This is a genomic window from Allomuricauda sp. CP2A (assembly GCF_001683915.1).
Classification (GTDB): domain Bacteria; phylum Bacteroidota; class Bacteroidia; order Flavobacteriales; family Flavobacteriaceae; genus Flagellimonas.
Genome location: NZ_LXTT01000020.1, coordinates 1 through 12,030 on the forward strand (window position 1 = coordinate 1; position 12,030 = coordinate 12,030).

At 44.0% G+C, this 12,030-nt stretch carries 9 protein-coding genes; 4 read left to right on the forward strand and 5 right to left on the reverse strand.

The window, feature by feature from the left end; translation table 11 throughout:
• The first annotated feature begins 95 nt into the window (after positions 1–95).
• From A7D14_RS01575 to A7D14_RS01585, 3 genes are read left to right on the forward strand one after another with little or no spacing between them, the layout of a single operon-like run.
• Positions 96–644, forward strand: a complete 549-nt coding sequence (locus A7D14_RS01575) for a hypothetical protein (protein ID WP_083157936.1) — start codon at positions 96–98, stop codon at positions 642–644.
• Complete coding sequence (locus A7D14_RS01580) at positions 641–2,095, forward strand: DUF5723 family protein (RefSeq protein WP_067029242.1); 1,455 nt, start codon at positions 641–643, stop codon at positions 2,093–2,095. The genes A7D14_RS01575 and A7D14_RS01580 overlap by 4 nt, the downstream gene beginning before the upstream one ends.
• 12 nt (positions 2,096–2,107) lie before the next feature.
• Complete coding sequence (locus tag A7D14_RS01585; RefSeq protein WP_067029244.1) at positions 2,108–2,956, forward strand: hypothetical protein; 849 nt, start codon at positions 2,108–2,110, stop codon at positions 2,954–2,956.
• Here A7D14_RS01585 and A7D14_RS01590 read toward each other — a convergent pair.
• Positions 2,953–4,230 (reverse strand): replication-associated recombination protein A, encoded by a 1,278-nt coding sequence (locus A7D14_RS01590; RefSeq protein ID WP_067029246.1) that lies wholly within the window; start codon positions 4,228–4,230, stop codon positions 2,953–2,955. The genes A7D14_RS01585 and A7D14_RS01590 overlap by 4 nt on opposite strands.
• Before the next feature lie 119 nt (positions 4,231–4,349).
• Between A7D14_RS01590 and A7D14_RS01595 the strand changes: the two genes are divergently transcribed.
• On the forward strand, positions 4,350–5,078 hold the full coding sequence (locus A7D14_RS01595; protein ID WP_067029248.1) for a rhomboid family intramembrane serine protease: 729 nt from the start codon (positions 4,350–4,352) through the stop codon (positions 5,076–5,078).
• On the opposite strand, the gene rlmB is transcribed toward A7D14_RS01595, so the two are convergent.
• From rlmB to A7D14_RS01615, 4 genes are all read right to left on the reverse strand, one after another.
• The gene (gene rlmB, locus A7D14_RS01600) at positions 5,075–5,806 is read right to left on the reverse strand and encodes a 23S rRNA (guanosine(2251)-2'-O)-methyltransferase RlmB (protein ID WP_067029250.1); all 732 of its coding nucleotides are present in this window, start codon (positions 5,804–5,806) and stop codon (positions 5,075–5,077) included. The two genes, A7D14_RS01595 and rlmB, sit on opposite strands and share 4 nt — an antisense overlap.
• A gap of 36 nt (positions 5,807–5,842) precedes the next feature.
• Positions 5,843–9,181 (reverse strand): VCBS repeat-containing protein, encoded by a 3,339-nt coding sequence (locus A7D14_RS01605; protein ID WP_083157928.1) that lies wholly within the window; start codon positions 9,179–9,181, stop codon positions 5,843–5,845.
• Between the two features lie 164 nt (positions 9,182–9,345).
• A complete protein-coding gene (locus A7D14_RS01610; RefSeq protein ID WP_141673191.1) occupies positions 9,346–10,269 on the reverse strand; it encodes a hypothetical protein in 924 nt (307 codons plus the stop codon).
• 29 nt (positions 10,270–10,298) lie between these two features.
• On the reverse strand, positions 10,299–12,029 hold the full coding sequence (locus A7D14_RS01615; protein ID WP_067029436.1) for a SusD/RagB family nutrient-binding outer membrane lipoprotein: 1,731 nt from the start codon (positions 12,027–12,029) through the stop codon (positions 10,299–10,301).
• Position 12,030 lies beyond the last annotated feature (1 nt).

Consider the following 12,030-nt stretch of genomic DNA (forward strand, 5'->3'; position numbering starts at 1 on the left):
ACCATTAACAATTTAATTGAAATAAAAAGCATTTTATAGAGTTATAGTAGGGTATGGTCCACTTCTACTGTTTTTAAAGAAAAATGCTTTTTGATATGAAACGGTTCTTGCTGCGTCTATTTACGGGGCCTATCCTTTTTTGTGTGCTCTTATCCTGTTCAGAGGAGCAGAATTTTGATCAGTTTGAAGATCTTACCATCACTCCCACAGTGGCATCCAGTATTTTTTATTTGGAATCAGATGAGGAAACCATCAACAATGTTCCTGCGGGGCCATTTTATTACCAAACCGTAAATTTTGATGCCTTTAACGAGGAATTTGTGGCAGAACGGCTTCTGGAGGGCACCATAACCTACGAAATTGAAAATACAACGAGCAAAACTCTACAGGTAGTTATTGAGTTTCTGGATGCAGGAGGAAATGTTCTGGACACAGAACTTTTTAATATCGACCCCAATCTCCCGGAAACATATACAAGAGAAGTCACGTATGGTCCAACAGGGAAGAGTTTGAATATTTTGGCAGCTACGGACGGCCTTCGCATTTCTGGAAATAACCAGAGTGATACCACCAGTATTTCCACAGCTTCTGAACCTAAAGTTATTTTAAGATCAGCCGCTGAATTCTTATTTCGACTAAAATGAGAAGAATTTGGTTGATTTTCTATATCACGCTCTTGGGAGGCGCATCAATATGTGCCCAAAACAAGCAGTTGCTTTACGATTTTTACGAGATCCCCCAATCATTAATGGTAAATCCAGGGGTAAAGACATCACAAAAATGGCATACGGGAATTCCATTTATTTCTGGATTGGCATTTCAAGCGGGGACAAGTGGCGTAACGGTAAACGACCTCTTTGCCAATGATGGTATTGACTTTACTACCAAAGTTCGGGAACGGGTATTGGATGCCATGACCCATAGGGACGATTTTAGCACCACAAGTCAAATAGAAGGTTTTAATGTAGGTTTTAGGGGAAAGAACAGACCCGATGACTATTATTCCTTTGGGGTGTATGGGGAGACGGATATTATTGTGTATTGGCCCAGGGATTTGGCCATCTTGGCATTTGAGGGCAATGGTGGTGCCAATATTGGTAGAAGCTTTGATTTGGGCGATGTAAGCCTCAGGGGTGAAATGGTGAACGTGTTCCATTTTGGAATCAACCGCAAAATCAGCAATACCCTTACCGTTGGGGCCCGGGCCAAATTGTATTCCAGTGTTCTCCAGTTTCAATCCACCGGGAATTCCGGATTTTTTAGGACAACACAGGGGCAGGACAATATTTATGTGAGCACACTTACAGCCGATATGCAACTGCGTACCGCAGGGTTCAAGGAAATTTTTGACATTTTGGATGATGATACCAGAAGTGCGCGGGACGAATTGCCTTCGCTCTTCACCAAGCGGGTGCTCCTTGGCGGCAATCTCGGTCTGGGTTTTGATGCTGGATTTAGTTATAACCTTAATCCACAGACCACCATAACCGCAAGTGTTTTGGATGTTGGCTTCATTCATCAGTCAAAAGACGTTCAAAACTATACGCTTCGTGGCAGTGCCAATACAGAAGGAATTACGGTATTTCTACCTGAGGACATAGACAATGTAAACAATGACCTCTGGCAAGACTTGGTGGACGATATTGAGGAGTCCTTACCTTATGAAGAAAATAATGAGAGCTATATTTCGCTCAGGCCTGTCAAGGCCTATGGGTCCATTAGATATGATTTTGGCGAAGGCGGGAACGGTTTTGAGAACTGTGGCTGCGGTGTAAATGTGGGTAGTGGCAGTAACCGGGATTATTACCCGAACAGTGTGGGGGGACAACTTTACATGATAAAGCGCCCTCGTGGCATTCAAGCTGCATTGACCGGGTTCTACCAAAGAAGGTTTGGAAGGGTATTGTCCTTGAAAACCACCTACACCGTCGATAAATATTCATTTACCAATGTGGGTTTGGGCCTAAATCTTCAGGCAGGGCCCATCAATTTTTATGTGTTGGGGGATAATCTTTTGAGCTATCGTAACGTAGCCGATAGCCATTACGCCTCTTTACAGTTCGGATTTAATATCATATCTTGGAACAGTAATTGAGGAAACAACTATATGAAGAAAAGTGTATTATTTGTGTTGGTGTTTGTTTTTGCAGCAAGCATGACCATGCGAGGGCAGTTGAACGAGTATAAATATATCATCGTTCCCAAAAAATTTGAGACGTTCAAAAAAGAAAATCAATATATGACCAGTACCATGGTCAAATATCTATTTACCCAAAAAGGGTTCACTCCGGTTTATGACGATGAGTTGCCCGAAGATTTGGCGAACAATAGGTGCTTGGGGCTTTTGGCCAGTTTGTCGGATGATTCCTCCTTCTTTTCCACCAAGGTAACCGTTATATTAAAAAACTGTCAGTCCATTGAGGTTTTTAGGACTGCGGAAGGAAAAAGCAAGATCAAAGAATATACGGCCGCTTATAAAGATGCATTGGAAGAGGCTTTTGTATCCTTTGATGGAATGGACTATGCCTATACGCCTAAAACATCAGAAGATAAAGTAGCTGATACACAAACCATTACCGTTAGTTATAAGGATGATGTAAAGAGATTGGAAGAAAAAACCGAAACTGCGGTTGTAAAACAGGAAGCCACTTTGGAAAACCAAAGCTACGAAAGTATGGAACCGGAGCCTTCTACTTTTACCAAGGCTGAGGAAAAGACCGAGTCCAAACCAATCACTTCCGGTCTGCTGTATGCCCAGCCCACGGAGAATGGATACCAATTGGTGGACAGTACACCAAAGGTAGTTATGAAACTCATGTCAACCTCTGTTGAAAATGTATTCCTGACCGATTATCAAGGCAACAGCGGAGTGGTCTTAAAAAAAGAGGACAAGTGGTTTTTGGAATATTCTGAAGGTGGAGAGAAGAAACTTAAAGAACTCAACATCAAGTTTTAGAATCCATATTTGTCCTTCCAGCGTTTTTTTAGGAATTCCCGCATGGCATTCTCCCTGGGATTGTTTCCCGGGCGATAAAAAGCAGTGCCCGAAATCTCCTCCGGAAGGAACTCAAAATCCGCAAAATTGTTTTCGTGGTCATGGGCATATTGGTAGCCTTTGCCATACCCAATGTCCTTCATCAATTTAGTTGGCGCATTTCTAATGGCCAGAGGTACTGACAAATCCCCAGTTAACCTGACTTTTTGTTGTGCCTCGTTAATGGCTGCATAACTGGCGTTGCTCTTCGGTGAACTGGCCAAATAGGTGGCACATTGGCTAAGTATGATTCGCGCTTCTGGATATCCAACCGTGGTGACCGCTTGGAAGGTGGTGTTGGCCAAAACAAGTGCGGTTGGATTGGCATTTCCAATATCTTCGGAGGCTAAAATAACCATTCTGCGGGCTATGAACTTTACATCCTCGCCCCCTTCAATCATTCGGGCCAACCAATACACTGCCGCATTGGGGTCACTTCCCCTGATGGATTTTATGAAGGCCGAAATAATGTCATAGTGCTGCTCCCCGGTTTTGTCATACAATACCGTGTTTTTTTGAACCTTGTTCAACACCAGCTCATTGGTAATGGTAACCTCCTTGGCGTTTTCAGAGTTGACAATAAGCTCAAAAATGTTCAATAATTTCCGTCCATCACCCCCGGAAAGCCGTAATAGGGCCTCGGTTTCTTGTAAATCTATTTTTTTGTCTTTCAGGAGTTTGTCCGTCTTCATCGCTCTATCCAAAAGCGCTTCCAAGTCTTCTTTGTCAAAGGGGTTTAGGATATAGACCTGACATCGGGACAGCAATGCGGGAATGACCTCAAAACTTGGGTTTTCCGTAGTGGCGCCAATCAAAGTGACCCATCCTTTTTCAACTGCACCCAACAACGAGTCTTGTTGCGATTTGCTAAAGCGATGGATTTCATCAATGAACAAAATGGGATTTTTGGCCGTGAACAGCCCACCACTTTGTTTGGCTTTTTCAATGACTTCCCTAACATCCTTTACGCCGCTGCTTATGGCACTCAGCGTATAAAAAGGCCGTTGGCTCTCACTGGCAATGATGTTGGCCAAGGTGGTTTTTCCAGTTCCGGGAGGGCCCCAGAAAATCAATGAGGGAATCACACCATTTCGTATTTGGTTGGTCAAAGCACCCTGCGGGCCCACCAAATGCTGCTGACTGATGTAGTCTTCCAGTGTTTTTGGACGTATTCGTTCTGCCAAAGGTTCATTCATACCGATAAAAATAAGACAATTTTAGAGGTATAAAGGCCTTACTTTCGGCAGCATTTTCAACAAACATGACAATTTGTGTAATTTCATATCCGTGGTCAGGAAATTGATATTAGGAGCGTATGCAGGCAAATGAACATTTTAAGTTTTCAAATTGGGTGGTTTTGGCCCCGTTGTTGGCTGTGTTATCCATTTGGACCGTATTTTGGGTTGAAATAAAGTTTGGAGTCAATTTTAATGAGTATGGCATTTACCCCAGAAGTTTGTCTGGATTAAGGGGTGTGTTCCTCAGTCCGTTCATCCATGGTTCAGTGGAGCATTTGTACAACAATACCATCCCTTTGGCCATTTTAACGGCGTTTTTATTTTATTTCTATCAAAGGGCGGCCCTACGGGTTTTGCTGTCTGGCATTCTTATTTCTGGATTATTGACTTGGTCCATTGCACGTCCATCATACCATATTGGGGCCAGTGGAATCATCTATGTTTTGGCAAGCTTTATTTTCTTTAAAGGTGTTTTTGCCAAACATTATAGGCTGGTAGCGCTTTCTTTGGTAGTCGTTTTCATCTATGGAAGTATGCTATGGTATATTTTTCCGGTGAAGGAAAATATTTCATGGGAAGGGCATCTTGCCGGCTTTATCACGGGCTTTTTGTTGGCCTTGACCACAAAGGTGAAGCTTCCTGTTGAAAAGAAATATGAATGGGAGCGGGAGGATTACAATGAAGAGGAGGATCCTTTCCTGAAACATTTTGATGAGGACGGCAATTTTATTGAAACCACGGAAGACCCCAAAGACCACATCCAGATAAAATATCATTATAAAGAGGATAAGGAACAAAAATCCTAGGCCTTTCGTTGACGAACCACTTCATAAAGGAACACACCACAGGCCACGGAAACATTCAGGGAGCCAATGCTGCCCAAAAGTGGCAATTTGGCCGTGTGATCCAAAATAGCAAGAATGGAAGGAGAAATGCCCCGATCTTCGGATCCCATAACCACAGCACAGGGTTGGTTAAAATTCACAGCATAAATTTCGTCTTCGGTCTTTTCGGTGGCACCTACAACACTGATTCCTGAGGACTGTAAATAGAATATGGCATCCTTTAGGTGGTCCACTTTGGCAATGGGCACATTGAAGGCTGCCCCCGCAGAAGTCTTTATCGTGTCATCGGTGATGGGAGCTGCTCCACTTTTGGGGACAATAATGCCATGCACCCCACAACATTCAGCGGTTCGGATCATGGCACCGAAATTGCGCACATCCGAAACTTGGTCCAAAAGCAGTAAAAAGGGCATTTTTTCTTTGGAAATCACATTTTCCACCAACGTTTCGAAATCATGGAACTTCACTGGTGAAATCTGCGCTACCACCCCTTGATGGTTGTTTCGGGTGAGTCGATTGAGCTTTTCAATGGGCACATACGAAGCACTGATGCCATTTTTTCGAATGGTCGACTCCAATTCCTTGAAAAGTTCGCCCTTAAGGCCTCTCTGCAGGAATATTTTGTTGATGGGCTGGTCTGCATCCATGGCCTCCATAACGGCCCGTATTCCATAAATCTGGTCACTCATCTCCTTGGGTTCAATTGCGTGGACGCTGCAAATATATCACGAAGATATCTTGTGGACACCAAGAGGACCATTATTCGTGGTATTTAACAACAAAGTCTCGTTATTGGCATTGGTGATCAACTCAACACTCTTCACATTTCCGTTCATAAAAAGCCCAGAATCTTGATAGGGTACGCTGATGTACCCGTCATTTCCGTTGGAAAGCAGAATTACACCGGATAGTGCATCCAATCTGGGGGTTTCCACCTCGGTTTCGTAAATGTTTCCAACCGCAATGATGTCTTCGTACCCGTCTTGGTTAAGGTCGGCAATAGCGCAATCCAAAATGGGAATGGTCTGTCCCGAAACGGGAAGAACATGCTTTTCAAAGACCAGATTGCCCTTGTTGATCAATACAATGGACTGAAGTTCGGTTACAGTGCTCTCATAGGAAGATTTTAGCTTTTCCCCATAAATGTCCACCAAACTGGCATTGGCAAATTCGGAGTAGGTCTCAAATTTTTCCTTGATAAAAGGCATTTGTTGGGAAGAACATTCCCTGCCACGCACCGGAACGTATGTTCCTTTGTATTTTTTGCTCAGGACGATGTCATTGGTGCCATTTTCATCAAAATCGGTGGCATATACCTTAAAGGGCTTTTCCTCGGAAGCCTTGAATTTTATGTTGAGACCCACATTCCCAACCACATAATCCTTGAGACCATCTTTGTTGACATCGGTCTCGGTAACGGAGAACCACCATCCCTTTTCATTGAGCATGGAATCCGCTGCTCCCCTATTTTTAAAGGTACCCTGTTCATTGATGAAAACACCAATCCCGGTCCATTCGCCTACCGCGATGAAATCGGGCCAGCCATCATTGTTCACGTCTGTGGTCTGGATGTCATTGACAATGCCAAAATCTTGGAATTCCGGGGCCACTTGTTGGGTAACGTCCACCAATTCACCATTCCTGTTTTCCAACAGCACAGAAGTTTGTGGTTTAGGGTATTGTTTGGGAACTACCCGATTTCCCACCAAAATATCATTATCCCCATCCTTATCAAAATCTATAATGGATACAGATTTTCCATTTTTGGGAAGTTTGGAGAGTGCATCGCTTTGCAGTCTTTTGAATTGTCCGTTACCATCGTTAATGTAGATTCGGTCTGCATGGTAGGATGAATTTTCAGCAAACTCATTTCCACCACTTACCACATAAAGATCCATATCGGCATCCCCATCAAAATCAAAAAATACGGATTCCATGTCCTCATACTGGGCATCGTTGGAGAGGGCAGGGGAGTTCAATTTAGAAAATCCTCTGCTGGATTGCACATAGAGTTGCCCAGATTGCCCAGAAGCGCCCCCTACGTGAATATCTTCCAATCCGTCGCCATTAATATCACCTTTGGTGATAAAAGGGCCGAGATTGGATTGTTTGTAGGGAAGGAGGATCTCTGTTTCAAAATCGTCATACACATTTTCGGTATGTGTAAAATCCAATCCCACTGCTTTGGCATCGAGTCCAGCAAAATAGGTGCTCTTTTCCGATGCGGGAGAAATTGGAATGGTGGCGTCGCTCTCATTGAAGGTAAGCGTGGAATTGGCCGGAACATTGAATTTTTGCTCCATTTTTCCCGATTTCCAATACACAGTCACAGTGTCTACGGTTTGTTGATGGGCAAGCCCAAAAAAGGCCTTGGGTTCTTGGGCCGAGCGGTAGCCCCGGACCCTTTTTACTTCAACCATTTGGGAAGTGTTGCCCGCACTGACCTTTACTTTGGCAAATTCCTCGGAAGAATCCCCATTGGTGATGACTTTCAAGTAATTTCCAAGTTCATCTTCAACGGAAAGGTTTTTATAGACAAAAGCGGCTTCATCCATGTTGTTGATAATGATGTCCAGATCGCCGTCATTGTCCAAATCACCGGAAGCTGCCCCATTACTGAATGAAAAATCGCCCAAGCCCCAATCTCTTGCAACATCATCATAAATGAGTTCCGAGGTTCTTTTGTACATGATGTTGGGCAATTTTTCGGAGGGCATGGACTCATAAAGTTGTTGTTTTACATCCAAAGGGACATTCTGCCCATATTTTTGTCTCGCCTCAAAGACCTTCATTTGTAGATCATTGTCCAAGGCATACCGACGATACCCGTTGGTAACATGGATTTCCTTGTGTCCGTCCAGGTCAAAATCGTTCATGAGCACTGACCAGCTCCAATCGGTATTGGCCACCCCGGACAGTTGCGAAATATTGCTGAATTTGTTCCGGCCCATGTTCTTTTGAAGCGAATTGTACATGTATTGGTAGTGGTATCCGGCCTTGTTCACCAAATAATCGAACCGTTGGGTGTTCATGGAGGCCATCAATGTTTTGGAACGGACATGGTCGTTTGCGGCCATATCCAGGACAAAGATGTCCTGAAGGTCGTCGTTGTCCAGATCGGCAATGTCTATCCCCATGCCGTAAAATGATATCTGATCGGTGGTTTCCTTGATTTGGTCCGTGAAGGTGCCATCATGGTTGTTGATGTAGAGCGCATCGGGCAGATAATAATCACTGGCCATGTAAATGTCCATCCAACCATCTTCGTTGATGTCGGCAACGGCAAGGCCTAATCCAAAGATGGGTTTTTCAAGCCCCGCTGCTTTGGTGACATCGGTAAATGTTCCGCCATCATTTCTATACAAATGTGACGAGTTGAAATAGGCGGTTTCCGCATCGGAATTCACATAACGATTGAAGCTGATGGGGTCCATGCCGTAGAGTTCATTCTCGTTCATGACCAGACAATCCAGATCCCCGTCTTTGTCCATATCAAAAAATACGGATTGTGTGCTGATGCCCATATCGGCAAGCCCGTATTGCTCAGCTTTTTCCTCAAAAGTTCCGTCTTGTTTGTTGATGAACAACAAATTTTTTCGTTTGTCCCGGGTGTTGGGCCCCCCTTGGGAGACATAAATATCCATCCAGCCATCTTGGTTGACGTCGGCAAAAGTGACGCCGTTGGACCAGACTTTTCCCGTATTGATTTGGGCTGATTCCGATACATCCTTGAACACTAGGTCACCTTGATTGAAGTACAAAGTGTTGTTGACTTGGTTTCCACAGAAAAACACATCCAAAAGCCCATCGTTGTTCAGGTCTTCCATGCCAACTCCGGCACCGTTGTAGAAGTAATCGTAGTCGAAGAGGTTGTTAAGGCTTGCAACGTCGTGGGTAATGGTATTTGAAAATGTAATGCCACTTTCCTGTGTCCTTATTTTTTTGAAAATGGGATCTTGCTTTTCAGCTTTTGCTTGTGTTTGGGAACCTTCTTTGTTGTTTTCAGATCTCCCGCAACTTACTATGAATGCCAGTATTAGAAATACTCGAAAGAAATTGGTCATATGCTTTAAAATATTTGGGAACAATAATTTGTATAGTATTGTCTTTTATTGTGAGAAATGAACAGCTTGATAAAGGTAAGATAATCAATTGTAAAACAGATGATAAGAAAAAAAAGCCACCTCGTAGAGGTGGCTTTTAATATGTCTATATAAAGCCGATATAATTAAGGCTTACAGAAATCTATTGTAATTGGGCCAGCTTCTGTACCAGCGGTAACATTGCCAACCAAGTTTCCATTTGGTGTGTAGATCTGCATGGTAATTTCACCATAAAAATCTCCAGGAAAATACCAGTCAGCTGTTTCTGTACCTACTGGAATCTCGATAGTAGTAGAACCGCCAGAAGCTCCAGGCGTACAAGCAAAGCTAGAAGCTGCGTATGGGGAGCAAAGACCAAATTCCAACACGGTGCCGTCATCCAATGTTACGGTAACGGGATCACCAGCGTTGCCATCTGTAGTTTGCCACCCGTCACCAAAGGAATCCTGCATGTCGATTGTCCAAGTTCCCGGTGTTGGCGGAACAGGAGGACAAACTATTGCAGAAGTATACGCAAAGGGTGATCTAAAAAACGATCCACCCGTAACGGTACCGTTGGCGTCGTTGGTAAAGGTTCTACCATCTGTAAGTACAGCTTCCAAACGAATGAGAAATATATCGCCTCCTTCAATATCTGCATCTGCTATACCAGTTCCAGCAATGGCTTCTGCATAGGTCAAGGAAATATCCCCTCTTGGCAAACCAAAGTCTCCCCCTGGAGTAAAGTTTGAAGCAGGAATGGTCATGACCAATGCTTCTGGAGTGGTGACATCCGTTTCTCCATCGGGAACATCGGTATCCAGATAGGTTACATACACTTGAACTTCAGAAAGTAGGGATCCACCTTCTTCATCCTGTACCTCTAGGGTAACCCCCCACATTGAATCTGGGTTGTTAATGTCAAACTCTACTCCAAGCGTAGCAACTGTCCTTAGGACAAGCCCTCGGGTAGTACCCTCATATACTTCATCTATAAGCTTTTCTTCGCTACAGGAAAAAGCAATGCAAACGAAAAAAAGCAGTGTTATATGTTTTTTTAATTTTTTCATGATTTTAATTTTAACGTTCATCGCTTTCATTAATTAGAAAATGGGAATCCACTTTCTGGATTATTGTCCCAGAATACCCGAACAGACTGATCTGATTTTTGTGTAATGTTGGGGTTACTGGTCACAGCCTGGTTGGGATAGTACATGGAGCGCATAAACACTCCTGGGTCTGGCTCCCTGTTGGGTTGCAACGTACTTGGGTATCCTGTTCTCCTATAAAAATTATAGGTCTCGATACCGTTACCATAGTGGCTTACCAAAAACTGCTCTGCAAGAACGTCCCATTTATCATCACCGGTAGCACTGTTAAAGGCTGCTACGGTAGCTGCGATAAAGTCGGTTACGTCAGTAGGCGTAGGCTCAAACGAAAGGTCGGCACCTGCATCATTGGAAACATAAGATTGTGCCTTTGCAATCTGTTTGGTCAAAGCATTTTCCAAGTGGGTAGCAGCGACACCGGGCTGGCCAGCGGCCAAGGCCATCTCAGCTCTCCAAAAGTCCACCATAAAGGCATCCAAAATTGGGGTAATTCCTGTTCCGCCGGCTCCAAAGGATAGCGGATCATTGGCCTGGGCAATCGCGGCAAAGCTGTCATCGTCAAAACGACCACCTGCTGGATAAACTCCAAAAGTAGTCCTCAACAAACCGTCTGGTGGAATACCTTCATCATCTCCATGATCCCTGCCCCAATATCCATTAGGCAATGCACAGAAGGTAAACCCTCCAGTAACATAATGGGAAGGAGGTGTTTGTAAGGAGCATGTAAGCAACTCTTCATTTGGAGCTACACCATCCTGACCAGGAACATCCAAGGTCTGGCGATAGAAGTAATATCTCAATCTGGGATCATCACTGGTGTCCATAAGGTTTATCATCCAGTTAGACGCATAATGCCCAGCCCCCGCAGAGGCATAGTTGATACCATAATTTGGATGTCTAGTATCCGGCTGTGAAGCACTGGTGCCTGGCCAGAACCAGTCGAAATCATCTGCAGTATCCGTAATATAGTTACCAGAGTTGATTATAGCATTGAAGTTTGCAGCAGCTGATGGATCTACCAAACGTGTCTGTAGATAAATCTTAAGCTTCAAGGTATTTGCAGCATTTACCCATTTTGAATAGTCATTATTGTAAAAATAATCTACAGGGGGAAGTACTGCTGCATCCGTATTGAAGTTGACAATGGCCTGATCCAAAAGGGATAGAGCCGCAGCGTAAACCGATTCCCCACTATCCAGGGTAGGATTCAAGATTTCCGGAGCCTGTAGTGCCTCGGTATAGGGAACGTCTCCAAAGAAATCCACCAAGGTAACAAGAGTGTATGCCTCAATGAATTGGGCAATCCCAAGATGTTTCGTGAGGCCACTTTCTTCAGCTGCGGGTGTCATAAGACGGATATCAAAAAGAATACCCCTATAGGCATTGTCCCATTCATCATCCGTATCAATATCCTGATAACCACTTCTATAATCTCGAGAGTTATAAGGCATTACTCGTGTCAATTCACTTCCCAAGATGGAAAACCCATCCCCGGTCACGTTACCGCCAGTGGTAAAATTATCCTGGGGGTCCCCCGTTGCGTCCCCATCAATTTGTCTTGCAAAATCTTCCTGAATCGAGTTCAGAAAGAAGTCCGGGCTTGCCTGTTCTGGTGTCAAGAAATTAGGGTCCTGTGTAAGATCCAGTTCGGTGGACTCACAAGATACCATCAATGACCCAACAAGCAAGGCTGATGCTATATATGTGCTTATGTTTTTCATT